13 protein-coding genes are annotated in these 23,376 nt (G+C 45.7%); 8 read left to right on the top strand and 5 right to left on the bottom strand.

Translation table 11 applies throughout. The features are described 5' to 3' along the window. Window positions 1-106 precede the first annotated feature (106 nt). On the top strand, window positions 107-2,659 hold the full coding sequence (locus tag GCHA_RS02265) for a glycoside hydrolase family 2 TIM barrel-domain containing protein (RefSeq protein ID WP_007984590.1): 2,553 nt from the start codon (window positions 107-109) through the stop codon (window positions 2,657-2,659). Between the two features lie 12 nt (window positions 2,660-2,671). Then, complete coding sequence (locus GCHA_RS02260; protein ID WP_007984588.1) at window positions 2,672-3,547, top strand: family 16 glycosylhydrolase; 876 nt, start codon at window positions 2,672-2,674, stop codon at window positions 3,545-3,547. Window positions 3,548-3,658: 111 nt separating this feature from the next. Here the strand turns inward: GCHA_RS02260 and GCHA_RS02255 are convergent, their stop codons facing one another. The 4 genes from GCHA_RS02255 to GCHA_RS02240 form a co-directional block, all read right to left on the bottom strand. Next, entirely contained in the window at window positions 3,659-4,327 is a 669-nt protein-coding gene (locus tag GCHA_RS02255; RefSeq protein ID WP_007984585.1) for a putative glycoside hydrolase, read from the bottom strand. Between the two features lie 29 nt (window positions 4,328-4,356). Further along, the gene (locus tag GCHA_RS02250) at window positions 4,357-5,856 is read right to left on the bottom strand and encodes a tryptophan halogenase family protein (RefSeq protein ID WP_007984584.1); all 1,500 of its coding nucleotides are present in this window, start codon (window positions 5,854-5,856) and stop codon (window positions 4,357-4,359) included. Window positions 5,857-5,947: 91 nt separating this feature from the next. After that, the gene (locus GCHA_RS02245) at window positions 5,948-7,648 is read right to left on the bottom strand and encodes an Ig-like domain-containing protein (protein WP_007984582.1); all 1,701 of its coding nucleotides are present in this window, start codon (window positions 7,646-7,648) and stop codon (window positions 5,948-5,950) included. Window positions 7,649-7,722: 74 nt separating this feature from the next. Then, window positions 7,723-11,370 carry a TonB-dependent receptor gene (locus GCHA_RS02240; protein WP_007984579.1) on the bottom strand — a complete coding sequence of 1,216 codons (3,648 nt, stop codon included), beginning with the start codon at window positions 11,368-11,370 and terminating at the stop codon, window positions 7,723-7,725. 692 nt (window positions 11,371-12,062) lie between these two features. Here GCHA_RS02240 and GCHA_RS02235 point away from each other — a divergent pair. The 6 genes from GCHA_RS02235 to GCHA_RS02210 all read left to right on the top strand — a co-directional run bounded on the left by GCHA_RS02235 (window position 12,063) and on the right by GCHA_RS02210 (window position 21,857). Continuing rightward, window positions 12,063-13,415: a family 43 glycosylhydrolase gene (locus GCHA_RS02235; RefSeq protein ID WP_083881814.1), complete on the top strand. Its 1,353-nt coding sequence runs from the start codon at window positions 12,063-12,065 to the stop codon at window positions 13,413-13,415. A 43-nt stretch (window positions 13,416-13,458) separates the two neighbouring features. Next, the gene (locus tag GCHA_RS02230) at window positions 13,459-14,376 is read left to right on the top strand and encodes a 3-keto-disaccharide hydrolase (protein ID WP_083881813.1); all 918 of its coding nucleotides are present in this window, start codon (window positions 13,459-13,461) and stop codon (window positions 14,374-14,376) included. After that, window positions 14,373-15,632 carry a glycoside hydrolase family 117 protein gene (locus GCHA_RS02225; protein ID WP_007984570.1) on the top strand — a complete coding sequence of 420 codons (1,260 nt, stop codon included), beginning with the start codon at window positions 14,373-14,375 and terminating at the stop codon, window positions 15,630-15,632. Before GCHA_RS02230 ends, GCHA_RS02225 begins: the two co-directional genes overlap by 4 nt. Before the next feature lie 48 nt (window positions 15,633-15,680). Beyond that, window positions 15,681-17,555 carry a TonB-dependent receptor plug domain-containing protein gene (locus tag GCHA_RS02220; RefSeq protein ID WP_007984568.1) on the top strand — a complete coding sequence of 625 codons (1,875 nt, stop codon included), beginning with the start codon at window positions 15,681-15,683 and terminating at the stop codon, window positions 17,553-17,555. A 95-nt stretch (window positions 17,556-17,650) separates the two neighbouring features. Further along, a complete protein-coding gene (locus GCHA_RS02215) occupies window positions 17,651-21,142 on the top strand; it encodes a 3-keto-alpha-glucoside-1,2-lyase-like domain-containing protein (protein WP_007984567.1) in 3,492 nt (1,163 codons plus the stop codon). Between the two features lie 136 nt (window positions 21,143-21,278). Continuing rightward, window positions 21,279-21,857: an outer membrane beta-barrel protein gene (locus GCHA_RS02210; RefSeq protein WP_007984565.1), complete on the top strand. Its 579-nt coding sequence runs from the start codon at window positions 21,279-21,281 to the stop codon at window positions 21,855-21,857. 97 nt (window positions 21,858-21,954) lie between these two features. Here the strand turns inward: GCHA_RS02210 and GCHA_RS02205 are convergent, their stop codons facing one another. Beyond that, window positions 21,955-23,373, bottom strand: a complete 1,419-nt coding sequence (locus GCHA_RS02205; protein WP_007984563.1) for a DUF1501 domain-containing protein — start codon at window positions 23,371-23,373, stop codon at window positions 21,955-21,957. Window positions 23,374-23,376: the final 3 nt, after the last annotated feature.

Here is a 23,376-nt window from a genome sequence, read left to right as displayed (position 1 = left end):
CGCAGCTTGATTAGGATGGAACAACAATATGTTGCGTGTTTGCTAGGTGATTTTTAGATGGTTCTTTAGGTTGCTAGCGTCTTGCGCCACTTGTCAGGGGAAATAAATGAAAAAATGGTCACTATTCGTAATGCTTTACGGCTGCCTTTGCAGCTCTGTTTTTGCCGACACTGAGGCACGCAAAACGCTAGACTTCAATTTTAACTGGCAGTTTCATCTAGGCCAAGCTGAGGGGGCATTCCTCCCAGATAATGCTCAAGGCATAGAGTGGGAAAACATTCGTCTACCCCATGATTGGTCAGTAGACTTGCCTTACAGCAAAGAAAATACCGCATCCAGTACAGGCTTTAAAGCAGGGGGAATAGGCTGGTATCAAAAGTCTTTTAACCTGTCCCAAAGCGACGTGCAAAAAGCAATGTGGTTTGAATTTGATGGCATTTACAACAATGCTGAAGTTTGGATAAATGGCCATTTTGCTGGGGCGCGCCCCAACGGTTATAGCAGCTTCGCGGTGGACCTAACGTCGCACGCCGTGGTAGGTGAGAATGTGGTAACCGTGAAAGTGAATCGCACAGCCTATAACGACGCCAGATGGTATACAGGTTCAGGGATATACCGTGACGTTCGGTTAATCAAAACCAATAAGAATCATATTGGTCATTGGGGGGTACAAGTACTAACGCCCAAGGTGAGCAAGAACAAAGCGACCCTCGCCATCAATACTAAGTTGGTGCTCACTGACCTGGTAAGTCAAAAAGAAAAGGAATTATATCTCGATATTCGTATTCTTGACCCTAACGGCAATGAGGTTGAAACCTCATCAATTAACGTCAGTAAATCTCATGCCACACACATTGACAGTGAATTGTCGCTACAGCAGCCCCAATTATGGTCTCTTGAGCAACCGGCTTTATATACCGCTGAAGTCTCACTGCGGCGTAAAAACGCGGTTGTTGATTCAACACGAACGCGATTTGGCGTTCGCAGTATCGCGTTTGATGCCAACCGAGGCTTTCTACTCAATGGCAAAAGTACAGAACTCAAAGGTGTGAACTTGCATCATGATGCTGGGGCTGTAGGGGCTGCTGTACCCAAGGAGATCTGGCGTTACCGTTTAGAAAAACTTCAATCGGTTGGCGTGAATGCCCTGCGACTGGCGCATAATCCACACTCGACAGACTTACTCGACTTGGCTGACGAAATGGGTTTTTTGGTGATCGCTGAAATGTTCGATGATTGGCTACGTCCTAAAGACAAGAGTGTCGTATTTTTAAGTGATAATGCTGGCCAGGGAGATTCGGTTAAATCTTACACTGAACACTTCCCTCGCTGGGCAGAGCGAGATCTAACTGATCTGATCCGTCGCGACTTTAATCATCCTTCGATTATTATGTGGAGTATTGGCAACGAAATAGAATGGACCTACCCATTTTATAATGCGTCTCAGCAATGGGATGGTGAGAAAAAAGATTACCACGGCAAGCGACCGCCTGTTTACGATCCCGCTAGAGTGCGACAAGAGTTTGCCAAGAACAAAGGCGGGCAAGTTGATCACCTCGCGCGAACGGCCAAATACTTATCCAACATTGTTAAAAAACTAGACTTATCAAGACCCGTTACAGCCGGCATGGTCACCCCGTCAGTTAATTTTGTGAGTGGTTATACCGATGCACTGGATGTAGCAGGGTTTAACTATCGTTCACAAGAATACGATGCTGCCCACGAAATGTACCCAGATAAACCTATTTATGGCTCCGAGAATTGGGGAACTTGGCCAGAGTGGAAAGCGGCAAAAGAGCGTGAATTTGTCCCAGGGATCTTTATCTGGACAGGTTTTGCTTACAAAGGAGAAGCGGGACCTTGGCCACGCAAAGGACTGGAAATTTCACTATTTGATTATGCGGGCAACAAAACCCCCCGAGGTCATCAATTTGAAGGGTTTTGGGTTGATGAACCAAAGGTTTACTTAGCGACGATAGACGCGGCTAAATCTGAATATCAGTATGATGAAAATGATGGCTGGGTGTTTAACGAACGTGCTCACCCAATTGAAAAAATGCAATGGCTAAGAGCATGGGAATGGTACGACGTTGACGACAGTTGGAACTATCAACCGCAACAAGACGTTATCGTGCACGTGTATGCTAACACCGAGCAAAGTGAATTATTTCTTAATGGCAAATCACTGGGTAAGCAGTCAATCAGTGACGACAACAATCGTATTTTGTTTTGGCAGTTACCCTTCGAAGAAGGTGAGCTAAAGGTGGTCGGTTACAATGATGGGCAACCCGTGGCTGAATATGCGCTAAATACCCATCAATCTGTCGCGTCAATTGAACTCACATCGTCTAAAAAACAACTGCAAGCAGATCGTTATGACGTTGCCCATGTGCATGTCAGGCTGGTGGACAAAAATGGCAATACCGTACTGAATCACGACGATAGTGTGAGCTTTCGTCTGGCGGGGCCGGGCACTTTGATGGCGGTGGATAATGGTTGGCAGAACAGCGTACAAGATGAACGAGCTGACAATATTTTACCTCATCAAGGGCGGGCGCTGGCCATTATTCAAAGTACGAATGTAGCAGGAGAGATCACTCTTCGGGTGGATACCCAAGGCGCAAAGCCCGCGCTAATTACCTTGAAAAGTAACAAATAAGGCGTTTTGAATATGAGAACAACGATGAAAACTATTGTCAGTGGGTTGTCTTTGGCGTTGTGCACGCTCAGCTACGCCCAAGAGTTGACCGTGCCGCCCCCCGGCTATACCGACGTCATTAAACGAAGTGATTTAGTGCAAAGGGAAAATCAACAATTTCCGTTGTCGGATCAAAGCAACAGTGGAAAGTGGACCCTAAACGCACAATTTACCGACGAATTTGATGGGCAAACACTGGATACCAAGCGTTGGCACCCCAGCAATCCCAGTTGGAAGGGCAGGGAGCCGACCTTCTTTCATAAAGACAATGCTCGCTTAGAAGAGGGGGAGCTGGTGATGTCGATTAACCAACATGGCGATACTAAGCTGCCTAAAGGCTATACCCACTCGTCAGGGTTTATTAAAACGAAAGAGCGCATACTGTACGGATATTTTGAATCAGAGGCCAAGCTGATGGATGCACCTTGGGTGTCTGGGTTTTGGCTTACTATGGGCACCAAAGACTGGTGGACTGAAATCGATATACAAGAAAATTGCCCTTGCGTAGAAGGGCAACGTCATGACATCAACAGTAACCTTCATGTATTTCGCTCACCGAAGGAACACGGCAATGTGAAGAAGCACTTCTCTGACCCGAAAAAGTATTACCACCCAGATGAGATCCAAACGGACTATCACGTGTGGGGATTAGAGTGGAATAAAGACGTTATTCGCTTCTTTATTGATGGTTTCATGTTTCGAGAAGTTGAAAATACCCACTGGCATCAGCCACTGACGATTAACGTTAACAATGAATCGAATAAATGGTTTAAAGCCTTACCAGATGATAGCCGCACTGACAAAGAGTATAGAGTTAAATATGTGCGAGTTTGGCAACAGAGTCAGTAAGAGGCAGTACCTGTAAGCAAGCCTTGCTTACAGGTGCTTTTTGCGAGTAAAGCGCTTTTTTCCGCTGGCGATATACCGCCAGCAAAACAACCTAGGCTTAACAATCTAGGCTTAACAACCAGACATACCGTCAGGCAAAGGCGCTAGGCCGACATTAGCCAGCACAATCTCCATCTTTCCTTGGGTGGCGATAGATATGCCGGTTAGGTTACTAAAATCGAACTGCCCAGATTTATCGAAACAGCTCAAGGGTATGGGCACATTTAGCCATTGGTCTTTTTGTAATTTTCCCAGCGCAGTATTGATGGGAAATTCACTTTTGCACTTATTTGAGTTTTTGCATTGTAGAGTTAGTTTAGTCAGCGCATTGGGGGCTCTTAACACCTTTATGTTAAGGACTAACGCTGCCAACTCTTTCACTGATGATATATCGGCATTGCTTCTTCCTAAACTGAAGGTGCTGTCGTAGAGCGCGTTGCCACCCCATTCATTTTTTACTTTTCTGCCTTTCCATTTAAGATGTAGGGCGTCTCCTTTCGCGTTTTGTTTATCAGGGCGCACCGTTAGATTTCCCCTTACTGTGGCGGCTTGCTGGTCTTCCAAGGGAATATAGTAATTTAAGCCATTGCCTATCGACGCACTCCAATTACCGACCGCTTTGCCCTGAGTGAGATAACTGGATACCGGATCGGTACCGAATCCGAATACTTGCGCCGTGAATAGACCAGTGATTAAAAGCGCTAAAGTGCGACGCCTGTAAAATTTAAGTGAGTATTTCATAAAAGCCACCTTGTTATTGTCGTGAGTTACTATTGAAGGTAAGACTGATGCGGTGCTAAGCGCGCGACTTCTGACTGTATGGCGAGCTTCACGTTATTGAAGAACGGCTTTGCTTGCTGCGCATCGAACTGTTTGTCTGAAAAGGCGCAATAGTCCGCCAAGTAACCTTGCCCCACCAACACTTGAAACCAACTTTGAAAAGGAAACAAACTACTTTCAGGTAAGTTAATGTAGCCGTTGCGAGCAAACTCGGCCAAGTAATTCTGCAACGTTTGCGTAATAGGCATATTCTTGCAGTGCTGCCAAAACGGGGAATCGGTGCGCTTAGAAACATGGTAGTGCGCGAGCAAAAAGTCTTTTATGCTTAAAGCCTCCTGATAAAACATGTGGTTAAAACGCTTGGCCTCGTGAGCCAAGTCTTGACCACATAAAAGCGCGTCTTTTAGCTCGAGAGCGTATTTGTGAATAAGATGAATACTGGTTGACTCCAGAGGCTCGGTAAATCCGCTAGCAAGCCCGATGGCAATACTGTTGCGATGCCAAGGCGTGGTCAAACAACCTGTTTTAAAATGAATGGTCCTTGGCTCGGTGATGAATTGTTCACCTGCAAGTGCCTCATTCAGTTCTTGTAACGCTTGCTCGTCAGTTAGAAATCGGCTTGAGAATACGTACCCATTTCCTGTTCGATCACGCAGGGGAATTTCCCAGCGCCAGCCCGCACTCATAGCTATTGACTTAGTGTAGGGGGCAGCAGGCGTGTCTCGCTTGGTTTGTACCGCGATAGCAGAATTACACGGAAGTTCGTTGCTCCAGTCATCGAATTCGCATCCAAAATGTGACTTATTGAGTCGTCCGCGCATACCTGAACAATCTACGAAGTAATCCCCTGCAATATTGCGCCCATCACGTAAGCTTAAGCTTGAGATATCACCATTTCGTTTGTTGTTAACCCGATTAACCATACCTTCTATGTGCTCAACCGAGCGGTCAATCGCGTACTCTTTCAATAAGCTGGCAAGCTCAGTAGCGTCAAATTGATAGGCGTAAAATAATAATGAAAGAGGGTAGAAGTGAGTTGGGTTAGCCCCTTGAGGGATATCCACCGGAGGATGAAACTTTCCAGTTTTAGCAGCGACTGCACTTGGAATGTAACTGCCTAACTCAGTGAAGTTTAATGCTGCCGCAGATTTGAGCCATGCTTGAGTGAACGAAAGTGTGCCAAGGGGCGTGCCAATGTCCCCAAAAGCATGCATATATTGATTGCCCAGTTCAGACCAATTTTCAAACTGAATACCATATTTGAACGTTCCATTAAGGCGTTTTAAAAAGCTGCTTTCGTCTAATTCTAAATACGCCAGTAATGATGTCATGGGCGGAATAGTGGCTTCGCCAACGCCGACACTTGAGATGTCAGAGCTTTCTACTAAGCAAATATGAAATTTATCTTTAGGTAATCCTTTGGCGAGAATAGCTGCCGTCATCCAGCCTGCTGTGCCGCCGCCTAATATTGTTATAGCTGTTTTTTTCATATAGGTAACCGACTTCTTTTTACGTGAAAAACATGAAGCGTGTTACTGACAAAGCCCCGATTAACGGGGCTTAATAGGTAGGTATTAAAGGTTATTCCACATTTTCATAAGACAGGTTGTCTATGTACGCTTCTACGCTGGGCTCAACATGGAAGTTGAAGTAGAAGCTACCATCATTGCGACTTTCCCCTGGGCTGTTAAATCTGTGAGTAAAGCGCACGACCTCACCATTTGCCACTTGCTCAGGTGTGACATTTAACACGGTAGTTTGCCAGTTAATTACCCCAGGAGACTGGAAGTACACTTGAATAGCGCTGCCTTGAATGACGCGCACATCGAAGCTCACTTCATGGGCGACAGAAGTATCGACACCAGCATGGGCAAACGCTTTAGGTGAAAACTGCGCTTTTACACCATTGCCTCCCATTGAGTTGACGTACAAGCTTTGGCCATCAATAGAGTTAGCATCATCACGTAGTTCTATTATCCCAAGGTTGACCTGTCCGGCATCAGTTCTGGCAAATAAGAAGTCTTCTCCTAATGCATCATCAGATGAGAACTCACGCTTACCTGCCGCCATTAGGTTTGTGCCTGGGACAATAGTCACTTCGGTGTTATAGGTTAAGTTAGTGTCTTCAATCGTGGCGGTAACAATCACTTTATTATCTTCTTGCATATCCACTGCATTGTTATACATCAGTGGCGTCACCAGCCCATCTTCATCCACTGTAAGTTTCTCAGTGTCTGATGATGTCCAAAGCACATTGCTGGTAAATTCCACTTCATCCGTATCGGGTAGTAGCAGGTAATCCAGATCCAACGGTGTATCTAGTTGTACTTCTACGGTGGCCAAGGTATTTGGCTCTTCAGCTGTATCGTCATCGATAATCGCAATACCGGTCGGGTCAGTTAGCGGTACCACTTCACCTGTTACCTCTGTAGTTAAAGCGCCATCTTGGCTAGCAACTAAAATGGTAAAGGTACCCAGTTCAACACCCGTAATAAGACCTTGCGCGCTGACTGAGGCAACTTGCGGATCTAAGCTGGTGAATACGGGGTTGATGTAGGTCGTGTTAGCTGGCGTTAAATTCGCGTTGATTTGTGCGGTATAGCCTTTTGCGACTTCTACATTGGCATCACTGATTAAATTGATTGCTTCCGGTTTAACTTCTACCCCGTTAACGGTTATTGTCAATTCCACTTCCGGTTGGGTATCAGCGCCGTTATCAACTGAATAGGTAAAGCGATATATACCTTGTGAATAGAGCTCTGGAGGCACGGTAATCAGTGGTTCATCATTGCTTATGTCATCGTCGGCATTGTTGCTCGCTTCAATTTCACTGTTTTGCGTATTGATTTGCTCGATTAACGCGTCTCTTTGTTCAACGGTATAAGGGTGAACAAGCACATCTTCGAACGCAGTACCGTCAAAGGTGAGCTCGTTTTCAATGGCGGTTACCGCTCTGTTAGGTAGCGGTGGTCCCACGAATAGGTTTTGAACGAGACCGTCAGGCCCAGGTATTTCATTACCAAACTCGTCTATGACCTTTTCAAGGTAGGTGAGTTTTCGAATAAAAATAGGGGTGTCTGCAGGGTTTGTAACCCCTTCAGTTAAATCCACGGTGACGACCTCACCTTCGTCAAAGGTTAAGGTAGGATTGGACTGAGCGACCTGCGGCGCAGGTACGTCGTCACCGAATAATTTCTGCGTGCCATCGCCTTCTCCACACGCGGTCAATGCTAAAGATACAGCTAAGCCTAAACTACATTTTTTAAGTAAGTTTGTGTACATCTTACTAATTCTCCAATTTTTGGCGCTCGTTTAACCTTTGGTTATAACAAGCGCGACAATACGATTTATGAACCTTAGAAATTCACTCTGGCGCTAACACGGAATTGACGACCTGTTTTATATTCCGCGATTGTTCGCCCTTCATAAACGTCATCCGTCAAGGCGTTGCCTTCGCTCAATATAGTCACGTTGCCATCAGCATCTCTGAGGGTAATGTCTCGAGATGTGAAATACGTGCGAGTAATGTCATCAGTAAGATTCAGCGCGTGGAGCGTAAACGTAATGTTCTCGTCCCATTTGTAGGTGGCGCTAAAATCAAGCCTAGTGGTGGAATCTTGCCAAGCGTTGCCGTTGGTTACTTCGCCAACGAATTGATCTGAGTTGAACCTATGCGTTAAACGTAACTGATGGCCGTTTTTCTCCCAGAACAAAGTTGTATTCGCGCTGTGCCTTGGCGTATATGCCTGCGGTACAGGTTGAACCACGCGTTGAAGGGTTTCATCAAAGTCTGAGTCGTTTTCTGAATCAGCAAAGGTGTAGTTAAAGTTAACCCCAAGGCCGGACCAAAAACCGGGTAGGAAATCGTAAGATTGGTTGTAGGAAAATTCTAAGCCCTGAGTCAGAGAGCCTTTACCATTACGCAACACACTGGCTTGGAAGTTGCGACATTCCACCGGCAGTACGTCGGCTATTTGTACCTGCACGACCCTGAAAGGTAAACAGTCGCTATTAAATGGCGTAACTTCGTTTACCAGTGTAACGCGGCCATCATTCGGGTTAATGACTTCCGTTTCAGCACCTGGATTGATGACCACTTCATCAAGAGATATTGACTCTAGCCCATAGTCAGTTCGAATATCTTTCAGATAAACCTCGGCACTTACGCGCTCCTCAAAGTTTTTCATGTCTTTTCTAAACAGTGCGACTGATACTAAACCGGCTTTATTGAAATACCACTCCAATGAAATATCGATGTTGTTTGACGTAAGAGGCTGAAGTCTTGGGTTGTTAGTACGAATACTACTTGAATCAACGCCCCATGGGTTTTCACTGGCACTAAAGCCAGGTGTTAGCGAGTCAAATCTGGGACGTGCCATGGTTTTTGACGCGGCAAAGCGGGCGATCAATTCATCATTGATGGCGTAGTTTAAGTTCGCGCTAGGTAACCAAATTTCAGATTCGTTTTCGCCTGTGCCTGCGAATGCTCGGTTGTTCACTTCTCTAAGAGAAGAAATCAAACCTGCGTCGAGTAATTCTTGGGCGCTAGCACCTTGGGTTGAGGTATCTCTGTGGTCCAAAAGCCCATACCAGCTACGAGAGTTGTTAGTGACGGGTTCGTTTTGTGGGTATTGACCCACTTGACTCACAACATTGCCATCTGCGTCATACTCAACAGCAAACCCTCTATCTACGGAATCACCTGCGGGGTTAGTTACGATCCCTGAAAAACCAGAGTCATAACAAGGATAAATATTCGGGTCGGCGTTGACCACTGACCCGTTAATAAATACCGCTTCTGGACACGGCGCCAAAGACGTATTGGCTAACTGTTTATCATAAATAAGCGCCACTGGGTCAAAAGCAACGTTTTGTCCATTGAAGGTAAAGGTTGAATTACCAATCGAGGTATTCTCTGTTTTCACATAACGCACACCAATATTACCGGTGAGTTTTGAATCGAAATATTCGAAGTTTAGTTTGGCGTAAGCTGAAACGTTGTCTTGGGTGATCTGTCTATCACCATTGTTATTGCTCACTAACACAGAATTCGGGATCTGGAAGCGCTCAGCGAATGCTTTTTCTGGGTCTAGAATAGCCCAACCATTAAGGTAGTTGGTGTTGTACTCACTGGCGTTTGAACCGAGTAAATCTTCAAAGAAATTACTAACAGGTAAGCCGGTTCCTGTAGTGAAATCAGCGACGGTAATATCACCTTGGCCCAAACCTGAAATAACTTCACCCGTCTCAGGGTTTAACACAATATCGTCGGTATTTGAGAAGTCCTGATAGTCAGTGAAAACTTCTTTATCACGACTAGAGTATTTAAGTCCAAACTCAACTTTGTTGACACCCACAAAATCAACTGCCCAGTCAAAATCTAAAAACACAGACTTGTTGGTATCAATTTGCTCTTCATTGTAGCGGGATAAGCCACCCAAATGGTTAGCATTTAAGTCATAAGGGCTAAACCCTGTGGGGGATATGTTCGACGCTGCGCTGCCAGCATTAGTCGGTACATATGATACCGGTTGGTCGCCAGTAACTAATACGCATTGGCCCGTGCTGCAATCAAAACCAACAGGTTGCAATACAGCATTGCCGTTCGGGTCAACCACTGGAACTTCAGCTAAATCTGGAATAGGCACCTTGTTCCAGTTTTGCGTTCTAACCGAGGCGTTCGGTAGTGATTCAAAATCCGTTCTTGAATAACCAGCGGTGAACTCAACCAATAAGTCTTCGGTGATCTCGTGATTGATTTTTAAGGTTGCGACCTTGTTCTCGGTTTCATTACCAGATAGCTGGCGCGAGAATCCACCTGATGCAAAGCGGTTGATTGACTTGACGAGCGTATTGTTTGCTTCGTCGAGTATCCACCAGTCTTGCTGCGGATCGGTAAAGACTGTTCCTAGGTGTGCTTGTGTTTCAGGAATGGTACCGTTGAATTCGGTATTGTAAAAGTTGGTAACCGCAGAACCTAGAACGGACAAATCGGGTGTGGTGACGTATATGCTATGAGAGTCTTGCTCAAACGTTTGTTTTGAATAGCTCAAGTCTAACTGCACGTCTGTTACATCTGTGGGTAAGAACTGAATGCCCATAGTCAGCGTATCGCGGTCGCGAGTGTTCACAAAAGTATTAAAAGAGCGACCGTTGGCGATTAGCGCATCACGTTCTTCACCAATGACTTCGCCGTCTAGGTTGGTTGCGCCGCCTTCACGAATACGGGCTACTTTATACGGCGAAAGCCAGTCTCCGCCTAATGAATCGCGACGTGTATCTTGGGTTTCTTTTGACGCAGTCACTATGATGCCTAAATTGTCATCAAGGAACTTTTCAGAAAACGTACCACTTAGTTTGTAGTTATTTTTTTCTGCATATTCATTGTGTCTACCCTGAATTTCAATGGAACGGCGGTCTTCTTCAACACTCAAAGGCTTAAATGTTTTAAGAATAACGTTGGCGCCTAGCGAACCCTCATCGTGATCCGCCGCTGCGGTTTTGATCACGTTAATAGACGATAAAATGTCCGATGAGAATGTGCTTAAATCGACACTTTCATCTGACACACTTTGATTTGAGCCAGAGCCGTTGAGCCCAGATGTAAGCGCTACGCCGTTAAGGGAGATTTGGTTTAGTGCAGCACCTGCACCACGAACAGAAATACGTGTACCTTCACCGTCAGCTTCTTGCACCGTTACACCGGTTACCCGAGATAACGCATCAGCAATGTTTTGGTCGGTTGACTTACCTATATCCTCTGCAAATATCGAATCTTGCACCCCGTCAGAAAATTTCTTGGCGTTGATTGAGCGAATAACGCTTCCTCTATAGCCTGAAACTTTGATGACCTCTAAATCTTCTTCAGCTTTTTTCTTTTTCTCTTCTTCGCTGGGTGTGTTCTGCGCATCGGTATCTTGAGCAAATACAGTTGCAGAGTTGGAAGCAAATAAAAGAGGCATCATCGCAAGGACGAGTGGCTTTAATTTGAAACTTGCAGACATTTATTAGTTCTCCTATTCAATACCGACCTTGGAGCCGTTAGATCCGTTTGAAAATCCGGCTCTGTGTAAGTCAAGTATGACTAAATGTTTGTGTGTGTTTTTCGTATTATATATAAAATGTCATTTTTATATATCGATAAGTATATGGAGTTGTTTCTTTTATGTAAAGAAAATTCACATATAAATCGTGAGATTTATCAATGTAGTGAAATATTTGGGGCGATTTGGGCTTTTCTAGTACGTCAGGTTAACTGCGGTATTAGTCTAATCTGTTGTTTTTTAGTGTTATTTTCATTTGTTTTTTTGAGTTTTTCGCTGGTGTACATTTTTGCAGATGAGCGCTCTACGTCTCATAATATTAAGTATAAACAGGTTTACTGTTAACAATTAAATAACATTTCTTTCTTGAACGCTTGTTTTTGCCGGCTGCAGGTACTCACATCGATAACGTTAATGCCTAACAAAACCCTTAATTCAGGCTCGTTTAGCAGAAAATTTCTGTTTGCTAACTCGTTATATTAAATCGATTTGTTATGTCTCTCGGTACTTAAAGGTGTGTTTTTTTGGCCAAAATAGTGGTTTTTACACTACTAAAGTATAAGTAGTGCTGTGTGCAAATGTAAAAACTATGTTGAAAGTGTATATATGAAAATGTATATTCAAATATACATATACAGATGTGGTAAAAGATCATGTTCACAGCGCGTTTAAAATTTCAGCTTCTAGGCCTATGTTGTCTTTCTAGCTCGGTACTAGCGGATAACCCTCTTGTTACTCATATGTTCACTGCAGACCCTACGGCCAGGATATTTGAAGATAAGGTCTACATTTACCCTTCAACAGATGTGGTCTGTGAAGAAGGATTTGGCAACAATGGTTTTTGTATGCCCAGCTACAATGTATTTTCTTCTAGTAACCTTCATGACTGGCAAGATCACGGGACGATTGTTGACCAAACTGACGTGCCCTGGGGCAAAAAAGATGGCTTTGGTATGTGGGCACCAGATGCTATTGAAAAAAATGGCACATACTATTTTTATTTCCCTGATATCCCTTTAGATGAAAGCGGGTTTAGACGTATAGGTGTAGCAACCTCAAAGTCACCTGCTGGTCCGTTTACGGTGAACAAAGACTATATAAAAGGTGTTAGCGGAATCGACCCCAATGTGTTTATTGATGACGATGGCCAAGCTTATTTGTATTTCGGTGGCGGGGAGAAACTGTATGTAGCTAAACTACAGCCAAACATGGTTGAACTGGCAAGTGAGCCTCAGGAAATCAAGGGGCTGCCGTCTAAATATAAAGAAGGGCCATTCTTATTTAAGCGCAACGACCTTTATTACTTTACCTTTCCCCATTCCCCTAGCGGTTCTGAAGAATTGGCTTATGCCGTCGGTGACAGTCCATTGGGACCCTTTGAATATCAAGGCATGTTTATGCAGCGCTGGCGTGACGGTATTTGGACCAATCACCATTCTGTCGTCGAGTACGAAGATCAGTGGTACGTGTTTTATCACCATCATCAGATAAGTCAAAACCAACATTTGCGCTCAATGCGTGCCGACAAATTGTTTTTTGATAACCGTGGGCAAATTCAGATGGTCACTCCCACCGAACGTGGGATTGGTACCCCGCCAGCATCGGCGAAACTACAGATAGACAGATACAGTATGTTGTCTGACAAAGGCGTCAAGGTGTCGAAAGTCACTGGCAATGAGCTACCTGCAAATTGGCAAGTGGACTGGGTCGAGAATGGCGCTTGGTTAAATTACGACCGCGTCGATTTTGAGCAGGGCCAAGCACAAAAAGTTATTGTTCAAGCGGCTTCGCAAACACAAGGGGGCACGGTAGAAGTCCGTTTAGGCGGCCCCAAAGGCGAAATTATTGCTCTGGTGCCCGTTAGCAATACGGGTGGCTGGGGTAAGTGGCAAACATTTGAAGCACCACTTAACACCAAGCTTACTGGGGTCAACAATCTGTCATTTGTATTTACGGGGGCCAAGCAGGGTTACTTGTTCAACATCGATTGGGTCAGCTTTAAGTAGTGGGTATTGGCACATGCTGTGCCTAAAGAAAGGTAGTTTTCAAATGAATAATTCAGGTTTTTCAGCGCGTATAAGGAGCTTGCTTTGTGCTCTTGGTGCGCTAAGTACATTGCTATTTCTAGCTGGGTGTAACCAAACACAAGATGAGCCTGCGCAGGCATCTGATAACCAATGGCGCTATTTGTTAGATAGTGAGTTGTCCCAATGGGATGCATGGATGGGGGTGCCGCATTCAACGGTAAATGGCTTGCCAGAGGGAACGTACCAAGCTGACAACTTAAACGTGAACGGGGATCCAAGCGATGCAATGGGGCTAAATGCCGATGTGAAAAGTGTGTTTTCGGTCACCGTGCAAAACCAACAACCTGTGCTGCATGTAAGTGGTGAGATATATGGCGGGTTAACCAGTAAAGCAGACTTTGAAAACTATCACTTGAGTCTGCAGGTGAAGTGGGGCGATAAAAAGTGGTCTCCCAGGCTTAAGGCCAAACGCGATAGCGGCCTGCTATTTCATTGCCAAGGTGAGCATGGAGCATTCTGGAAAGTGTGGAAAGCATGTCAGGAGCTACAAATTCAAGAAAGTGATTTTGGTGACTACATTCCTCTTGCGGGCCCGAGTGGCACTATTCGCTCACGTTATCAAAACGAGCAACAATTTTATGACCCTACCAGCGAAGTGAAAAATCCGGTAGAGGGCTACAGTCATGCTCATGTAGAGCCTGATTACCAACATGGCCAGTGGAATACTGTTGAGCTGTATGCGTTGGCAGATACCGCGATTTTTGTGGTGAATGACAAGGTAGTTATGGTGGTTACTGACTCGATAAATGCGCAAGGCCAACCATTAACTTCGGGGCAGTTGCAGTTGCAATCTGAAGGGGCTGAGGTGTTTTTTAGAGATGTTAAAGTGCGCCCAATAAAGGCTTTTCCAAATCATATCGTGCAAGAGGCTAGGCTATGAAATACCTACTACTAGGGGCGAGCGCCCTCATTTTAACTGCTTGTAACAGTGCATCAATCTCACCATCGAAACGTTCAGACCCATCATCACTTGCCGCGCCTAGTCACGCATATTCACAAGCAGACTATGACTACTTAGCAATCAGCGATCCTGAAAAAATGAGCGCAGCTTCTAAACGTGCTTTAGCCCGAAATTACCATAAGAATGAAGAGTGGTTCGGTGAGTTTCGACATGAAAACCTGTTTGGTGACTTCGCCTTTGATGAAGACGTAAGTAGGCGCGATCCCTCTAAGGTACTCAAAATAAACGGGGTATTTTATACTTGGTATACCCGCACAACAGGTGAGACAAAGGGCTTCGGTACGGGAGACCCTGACGCTAAAGTGTTTCCATGGGATCACGCTGAGATTTGGTATGCCACGTCAAAAGATGGTTACCACTGGCAAGAAAAGGGCCGAGCAGTCGCGCCAGGCCAAGCAGGGCAGTTTGATGATCGTTCTGTGTTTACCCCAGAAATACTGGCTCACAAAGGGACTTATTACCTTGTGTATCAAGCGATTAAAGCCCCGTATCTAAACCGCACCAAAAATACCGTAGCCATGGCATACTCCTCTTCACCTGAGGGGCCTTGGCGTAAACTGGATGCGCCTATACTCACCGCATCAGATACTGGGGAGTGGGCAGGGACACAAGACAACCACTTTTTAGTCAAATCTCAAGGTGATTTTGACAGTCATAAAGTGCATGACCCCACGTTACTTTTTTATCGCAACAAGTTTTACCTGTATTACAAAGGCGAACGTATGGGAGAGCGCAAAACGGCAGGGGGCCGAGAAATTCGCTGGGGCGTGGCGATTGCTGATAATCCTCAAGGACCGTATATCAAGTCTGACTTTAATCCTATTACTCACAGTGGTCATGAGCTTTGTGTGTGGCAGTACCAAGATGGTATCGCCATTGTTTCTTCCCATGACGGACCGGAAAAGCAAACCATACAATTTGCACCGGATGGTATTAATTTTGAAATCATGGCTTACCTTCCAACTGTTCCCAGTGCGATGGGTCTGGTTGAGTCCCTTGATAAAAATGCGCACCCAACGGCTGGTCTTGAATGGGGCTTGTACCATGAATATGTTATTCCAGCGGGCAAAACTTGGATGTCAGGTGGAAATCAAATTAAGCGCTTCAGCTTTCAATCACAGTATTACAAACCATCACGCAATTCTGACGAGCTGACTCACAACGAATCGAATTGATCCGTGTTGTATGTCGCCAGTTCATAAAATAGGGAAGTCTTCTGTATCATGATTAAGATACCAGCCATTAGTCGTCTAATGTTTATTAGTGCATATAGTATTTCTGCTTGTAGTTTGGCCTCACAAGACGCTTCACAGCAGGTCGAACGTATGAATATATTGGGCACTAGATTGGCCATAAATAACCATTCACAGCTGTCTCAGTTTGCTACCAAAGCAAGTATCAATTTGCCTGCACAACTTAATCAAATCCCAGGGTTGCAGGTGAACCCGAATGCTGGTCCTGGCAGTGTGAACGAACTTTTTTTGCAAGGCGCTGATTCAAATTACACCCTGGTAATGCTCAATGGTATTCCCCTGAATGATGGCACCAATTCTAGAGGCGGTGCGGCGAATATATCCTTGCTTAACCCCTTTTTGGTCGACCGAATCGATGTCGTTCAAGGCGCGCAGTCTTCTTTGTACGGCTCTCAAGGGCTAGCAGGAGCAGTCAATTTTGTCGCATTGCCTGATGCAACAGAATTTGAGGGGCAAGCGCCCCACAAAATACGACTGGGGGCAGATTCACGAAGCGGCTTTATGCTGGGCGCACAGGCGCAATTTGAAAGGCTGTCAATAAAGCTTGCGTCTGAACGCGCGCCTGAAATGTATCCGCAAAGTGAGTTAAAAACAAACACTGCACTGATTGTCGCGTCGCCTGACCTGTCATCAGGAGAGTTGACATTAACCTTGCTCGCCAGTAACGGCGATAGTCAAGGTTACGCCCCTGATAGCGGAGGGGAGCAGTACGCTGAAACCACCGCGCTTGAAAAAAGCGAACATGACAATGTGAGTGTTGCAGGCAACTATCAAAATACGTTCGACGATACACAAATTTGGTTGCAGGGCATTTATATCGATAAACAACATGACGTTGACTCATCCAGTGTTGCCCCAGGAGTACGGGATCCCGCTGGGTTGCCGGCCTCGTTTAATGCTAACAAATTACGTCAAGTACGATTGTCTGGCCATGTTCAGCACCACTTCGAACATAGTCGGTGGTTGATGGGGATAGATTATGTTGATGAAACCGGAAAAAGCCAAGGTGAGCTTGATTTTAACGTATTTTCTGTGCCTACAGATTTCAATATAGAGCGGGATTATTTTGCCTATTTTGCGGAAGGCCAAATTAACCTGACGACAGATTTAGGTGCCACTGTGGCTGCTCGAGTAGACGATACTGAGCAAGACAGTGTTTTTTCACCGTCTGTTGACGTGGCTTGGCAAGTGGACAATCAACACCGGATCAGCGTGAACTGGGGAAAGGGCTTTAAATTACCGAGTTTCTACGCCCTAGGTCACCCTCTGATTGGCAATGAAGCACTTAAAAGCGAGCGCTCTGAAACGCGTCAACTGCGGTTCGAGCGCAGAGACTCTCTCGGTTTTTGGTCGATAAACTTATTTGATAATAGCTTCGAAAACCTGGTCGACTTCGAACCGGGCCCGCCTCCCCAATTGGTAAATAGAGCGCAGAGTGACACTTCAGGCGTGACGTTAGGCTTCGCCAGTCATATCAGTACCAGTGATTTTCGCTGGGCAGCCAATTACACCTACCTTGATGCCAAAGCGGACGGTCAAGTGCTGCTAGGGCGAGCGCAACACAGTGCTCATTTTTCTTTAAGCAAAGAATTTGTGCAAAACGGCATCACCTTAAACGCTACGTTGGATTATAAGGGACGAGTATTCGCGTCAAGTATACCCACCGCACAAATAGAGATTGGTAATGGGACCAATCTAGGGCTTGATGCTGCAGTTGTTCTGACTCAGGGATACACCTTGCGCGTGGGGCTGCAAAACACCTTGCAACAAGATCTAGAGTTTAGTGTCGGGAATCGTCACGCGGGACGATACGCATGGGCCATGCTGGATGTGGAATTTAACTAAACAACGAATTCGGCGGTTCGGTGAGTCGCCTGAATTATCCTAACGCGCGATAGCATGTGTCTGTATCGGTTGCGCTAATAAACTGAGGAACCCAAATGAAGTACCCAAAATCGCGTCTTAGGGCAGATAAGCGCCTTAGCGCAAGCAAACTGCCGCCTGTCTTACTCGGTGCTGTGTTAACGCTTTTATCGATTGCAGGTACACATGCAGTGTCAGCGCAAAACACGGTCAGCAAGAATACCCAAGCGACTCAAAGTAACAACCGCGCAGCCATGTTGCGCGTGGGGAACGTGCTTTTTCATGAAAACGCACACTGGACAGAAGTAGCAGAGGTGCAAACGGATGAGCTTGATACAAGTTTCGTTGCCAGTAAAGGCGATGGCGTTTTTCTGCATAAAATGCAAACCAATAGTAAGCAAGGGGCGAATTTACGCAGCACACAAGATTACCGAGATGTGCACATAACGTTAGACTTTAATTTAACGAAAGGAAGTCGCTCAGCCTTGTACCTTTTAGGCCGCTATCGTTTGAATATTACCGATATCTACGGTTCCAGAAACTTGTGGCCCTCGTTAATGGGGGGAATTGATTCCCGCTATGACGAAGAGCGAGAATGGAAGAACTATGATGGTGTTGCCGCTAGTCAAAATGCGGCAAAAGCGCCGGGCGAGTGGCAAACATTAGAGGTGGAATTTAAAGCGCCGCGTTTTGATGAAAATGGTTTTAAAACTGAGTATGCCCAATTTATTAGCGTCAAGGTAAATGGCATTCAGGTGCAAGACAAAGCCGTTGCTACAGGGCCTGCCCGCTATGCGTTAGCCAAAGATGATGCCCCTGAAGGGCCTATTGCTATTATGGGGGGCGCAGGCCAGATAGCGATCAAAAATGTAACGGTCACCGAGCGAGACTTCAGTCAGGTTGAGGCTCAAAAAGCAGTCAGTGATATCGACCGGCTTCCTTTAGGGCCAAAGTCTGGTAAGCCCATGATAAACATAGTGGCGCTAGGCAAAAAAGTATTCGCGGATAAAGGTTGTAAAGAGTGTCATGAAATCAACCCTAAAGCGCAATCCGTTAAAACAGGACCGATGTTATTTGATGTATTTGCCCCCTCGGCTAAATTACTGACGGTCTTTGACGCAGCAGAGAATCACGCCACTCAACTTAAAGCAGAGAAAGCCTATTTAGTCGACTCTTTGCGCTCACCCACTAAGCACCTAGCGATGCGTTTAGAGCAAAATGGCAGCACTAAACAGTTCTTGCCTATCATGCCTGCATTTAACGCCGATGCCTTGAGTGAAAATGAAACGAATGCCTTGTACACCTACTTGTTATCTTTGAACAGTGGAAGCAATGTCGGTGAACAGTTTGTGTGGCAAGAAAAACCGGAGAAGCCTTACATATTAAGCGAAGACCCTAACGCAGAATTGATTGCCGATACGCCTAGACTCATGCGAGTCAATATTGGTGATAGTGTGTCTGGTCGCGCCTACCATGTTGGCCTACCAAACCATATGAATTACAGTTTTGACCCTAGAACTCTGGCAGTTGAAATGGTGTGGTCGGGTCGTTACTTAAATATGAAAAATGAGAAGCAAGGCCGCGCAGATGCGCCTAGCGAACCGGGTAAGTTAGCTAAAATTTGGACGCCTTCCGTATTATCAGCTCTGTTTCAGCCTGTTTTACACGATGGCCAAAAAGTTGATTTTTCGTTTCGTGAGCCACCTAAAGTCACAGGTAAATTGTCGCAGCGTTTACTGAAGCACGAAACCGATTTTTTGACTGAGATAGGAAAAACGCCCGCAGCATTTATCGGCGTAGACACGTATCCAGGGCAAATACCGGTTTTTCATTATCAAGTGAATGATAATACGGTAGCGATGCAACTGAATATTAGTCAACACAAGGCATTGATGGGCCGTTTCGATTTCACTAATTTATCACCGGTAAAGCTCAATCTTGCTGACAGTAAATTAACTGATATCGAGGTTTCCGTTGGTTCAATTGAGCAAGGTGTGTGGACAATACCAGTAGGCGAATATTCCCAAGTGACGTTTAAGGCCAACGTTCCTCAGGCCCCAGATTACATGGCTATGCAAGATGACCCGGAGTTTAGCCAAGCAAATGTGCCCCAGCCTATTACGTGGACGCGCGCTCGCTCTGAACAGCTATCGTTACCCAAAGGATATACCTTAGAGCACGGTTCAGTGCCTAAAGACACATTCGGCAGAGACATCTTATTTGAACCATTAGGTATAGCGTTTGACTCAAAAGGTGATACCTACGTGAGCACTCGCACCGCTGGCGTATGGAAAGTCACCAATGGCCATTGGCAACAGTTTGCAGAAGGTGTGTTTGGCTCACTTGGTTTGGTGTTAGATGATGATAACACAATCGTGATCGGTGAAAAGCCAGGGCTAACTCGACTTATAGATGCTGATAAAGACGGCTGGGCTGAGCGCAGAGAAAATGTCGCCGACCAATTTCGCTTTAACAGCAATTACCATGAGTATTTACATGGGCCCACCAAAACACCAGACGGAGGATACCTGTTTACCCTCAATCTTGGTCATGGCTTGCCTGGTGGGTATGCCGCTGACGGCAGCATGAGCACATCAGGGGGCTTTCGAGGCTGGGCAATGCACGTTGATAACAAAGGCCGTATTCGACCGCTGGCATCTGGTTTACGTAGCCCAGCTGGTTTAGCTGTTGACAGCAAAGGCGATGCTTATTACACGGACAACCAAGGAGACTTTTTTGGTACATCAAAGCTCTTTCGTCTAAAAGAAAATGCCTATTATGGTCACCCAGCTGGGCTAGTGGATAAACCTAATATGGTTATTGGCCATCCAGATATTTCGTTTGATAACACTAAAGCTAAGCGAGAGCTTGCCCTCGCATTGTTACCGCATGCGCGGGCGATGAATTCACCCGGCAGCCCAATTTGGGACGAAACAGAGGGGAAATTTGGTCCTTATGCTGGGCAAATGTTTGTTGGCGATCAATCGCAATCTAATATTTTTCGCGTGTACACGGAATCGGTTGATGGTGTTGAACAAGCAGCTTTATTGCCGTTCGTAGCTGGAACCGCGTCAGGCGTAATGCGCTTAACCTTTTCTCCTCGCGATAACAGTCTTTGGGTGGGGCAAACAGGCAGAGGCTGGTGGGCAAAAGGCGGCAACTTAACGGGCTTACAACGCATAGTGTGGGATAACGAAACGGTTCCTCAGTCCATGCATTCTATTTCGGTTCGCCAAGATGGCTTTGTTGTGCGCTTTACCCAAGCTGTGCCGCCAGAGCAGCGCCCGTCATTTGACAAGCTCTCGCTATCGTCTTGGTATTATATTGAAGACGCCAGTTATGGCTCAAAAGAAAGAGGCATGAGAGAGGAAAGCGTTAAGCATTTAGCATGGAGTGATAATGGCCAAGCGTTGCATATTAAATTGGCTCAGTTTGGACTTGATGAAAGAGCTGACGTGACACATACATCGCGGATCTACGAGCTAGATTTATCCAACACAGACTTCGCTAATGAACTCGATTCATTTCAAAGTAAAGCGTGGTACACCTTAAACGCGATACCTAAGTAACTGTGTGATTATTTGTGAAATAAAACACTCGTTAAACAGTGTTAAAGGCTTGAAAAAATTAAGTAAACGCCTCATATAGCGAAAGCCTCTAATCTGGTAGAGGCTTTTACATTTCAATTAAAAGGATATTAGTATTATGAAACGCACTTTACTTGCATCAGTGATGAGTTTGCTTTGTGCAAATGCATACGCAGCTTCACCTTCATGGGATTTTGTTCAAGGTGGCTATGTTCAAGCTGATATTGAAGACGCAGGTGACTTTGAACCTAAAGGGTTTGAATTAAGAGGCTTCAAGTCGTTTGGTGAAAATTTCTTCTTGATGGGCTCGTATTCTTCGCTAAGTGAAGACGAAATGGGTGTCGACGTTGAGCTAGACCAAGCATCAGTCGGTATCGGTTATCATTATGGCGTTACCGCAAATACAGATTTCTTCGCAGCGCTAAGCTATGAGTACGCAGATGTCTCTGTTGACGCTGGCTTTGCTGAAGATGACTTTGACGATAACGGTTATGGTGTGTCTGCAGGTGTACGTTCAATGGTAACAAAGGCTGTTGAGCTACGCGGTGTTATTCATTACGTTAACGTTGAAGAAGATGATACAGCGTTTGAGTTAGGTGCAGATTACTTCGTTACACCTAAGTTCGCGGTTGGTGCATCTTACACTATCGCTGATGACGTAGATTTGTTCGGTATTTCTGCTCGCTACAATTTCTGATTCAGGCTTAACCAATTCCATTAATGGAGTTGGTATTCATATTATAAAGGCCACGTGAAGTGGCCTTTTTTATGTTAAGCGCTGGCATATCAAACGCTTAGATTAGTAAATTTTTCATCACCTTGCCGTGCACATCGGTTAGGCGAAAACGCCTTCCTTGATATTTATAGGTGAGCTTTTCATGCTCTACTCCCATTAAATGCATCAAGGTGGCTTGAAAGTCGTGAACATGCACGGGATCTTTGACTATGTTGTAGCCAAACTCGTCCGTTTCTCCGACTATCCCAGGTTTTATTCCTCCGCCAGCCATCCACATGGTAAAGCAACCAGGATGATGGTCGCGGCCATAGTTGGTTTCAGTCAGCTTACCCTGTGAGTAGTTTGTGCGGCCAAATTCACCGCCCCAAACCACTAAGGTGTCGTCTAGCAAGCCGCGTTGCTTTAAATCTGTGACAAGAGCAGCAGATGCCTGATCGGTTTTCTCACATTGCGCTTTAATTCCGCCGGGTAGGTTGTCGTGTTGATCCCACCCTTGATGATAAAGCTGAGTAAACTTCACGTTGCGCTCAGCCAAGCGCCTTGCCAGTAGGCAGTTTGCCGCGTAGGTGCCTGGTTTGCGTGAATCAGGACCATACATCTCGAACACCCAGTCAGGTTCGTCACTGAAGTCCGTGGCATCGGGCACTGACTTTTGCATACGCTCAGCCATATCGTACTGGGCCGCACGGGACATAATCTCTTCATCTTGCCATTGCTGATATTGTGCATCTTGTAGTTGCTTGAATTTGTCCATTAATTTCGAGCGGCTTTTTACGTCTAACCCTGGGGGATTATTTAAATAAAGCACGGGGTCTGCTCCCCCTCTAAATTGAACGCCCTGATGGATAGACGGCAAAAAGCCATTTCCCCATAAGCGTGAATACAGGGGTTGGCCCCCGGCATTGGTTGATACCATGACAATAAAGGGCGGTAAATTTGGGTTGTCAGATCCTAGCGCATAACTTAACCAAGCGCCGATACTGGGCCGCCCAGCAATAGGAAAACCCGTCTGTAAAAAGGTGATCGCTGGGTCGTGGTTAATTGCATCAGTGTGCATCGAGCGCACTATACATAAGTCATCAACTATTTTGGCCGTGTGGGGTAACAGCTCGCTCACCCAAGCGCCTGATTCACCATATTGCTTGAAATCATAAACGGAGCGAGCAAGGGGGAGGGAGCTTTGCTGGGCACTCATGCCAGTTAGCACTTGATCACCCCTTACTTCTGCGGGGAGTTGCTGGCCGTGGCGTTTGTCTAAGGTTGGTTTGTAGTCAAAGGTTTCAAGCTGAGAAGGCCCTCCACTTTGAAATAAGTAAATCACCCGTTTCGCTTTAGCCGGTGTATGTGGGGAGCCCAAGATACCATTTAAGCCAGGACTCAGGTCGCGTGCTTGAGCGAAGTTTGGTAAGGCACTGGCCATTGCACCAGCGGCTAATCCTTGCATTGTGCCTTTTAGAAAATCTCGTCTGTTTGTCATCTT

The sequence above is a fragment of the Paraglaciecola chathamensis S18K6 genome (assembly GCA_000314955.1).
In the GTDB taxonomy this organism is placed as follows: Bacteria; Pseudomonadota; Gammaproteobacteria; order Enterobacterales; family Alteromonadaceae; genus Paraglaciecola; species Paraglaciecola chathamensis.
Note: the sequence above shows the minus strand (reverse complement) of the source record. Positions and strands in the feature narration are given on the sequence as shown.

Coding starts and splice junctions, on each gene's coding strand:
- GCHA_RS02265 (WP_007984590.1), top strand. CDS start 107: ATGAAAAAATGGTCACTATTCGTAATGCTTTACGGCTGCCTTTGCAGC.
- GCHA_RS02260 (WP_007984588.1), top strand. CDS start 2,672: ATGAGAACAACGATGAAAACTATTGTCAGTGGGTTGTCTTTGGCGTTG.
- GCHA_RS02255 (WP_007984585.1), bottom strand. CDS start 4,327: ATGAAATACTCACTTAAATTTTACAGGCGTCGCACTTTAGCGCTTTTA.
- GCHA_RS02250 (WP_007984584.1), bottom strand. CDS start 5,856: ATGAAAAAAACAGCTATAACAATATTAGGCGGCGGCACAGCAGGCTGG.
- GCHA_RS02245 (WP_007984582.1), bottom strand. CDS start 7,648: ATGTACACAAACTTACTTAAAAAATGTAGTTTAGGCTTAGCTGTATCT.
- GCHA_RS02240 (WP_007984579.1), bottom strand. CDS start 11,370: ATGTCTGCAAGTTTCAAATTAAAGCCACTCGTCCTTGCGATGATGCCT.
- GCHA_RS02235 (WP_083881814.1), top strand. CDS start 12,063: ATGTTCACAGCGCGTTTAAAATTTCAGCTTCTAGGCCTATGTTGTCTT.
- GCHA_RS02230 (WP_083881813.1), top strand. CDS start 13,459: ATGAATAATTCAGGTTTTTCAGCGCGTATAAGGAGCTTGCTTTGTGCT.
- GCHA_RS02225 (WP_007984570.1), top strand. CDS start 14,373: ATGAAATACCTACTACTAGGGGCGAGCGCCCTCATTTTAACTGCTTGT.
- GCHA_RS02220 (WP_007984568.1), top strand. CDS start 15,681: ATGATTAAGATACCAGCCATTAGTCGTCTAATGTTTATTAGTGCATAT.
- GCHA_RS02215 (WP_007984567.1), top strand. CDS start 17,651: ATGAAGTACCCAAAATCGCGTCTTAGGGCAGATAAGCGCCTTAGCGCA.
- GCHA_RS02210 (WP_007984565.1), top strand. CDS start 21,279: ATGAAACGCACTTTACTTGCATCAGTGATGAGTTTGCTTTGTGCAAAT.
- GCHA_RS02205 (WP_007984563.1), bottom strand. CDS start 23,373: ATGACAAACAGACGAGATTTTCTAAAAGGCACAATGCAAGGATTAGCC.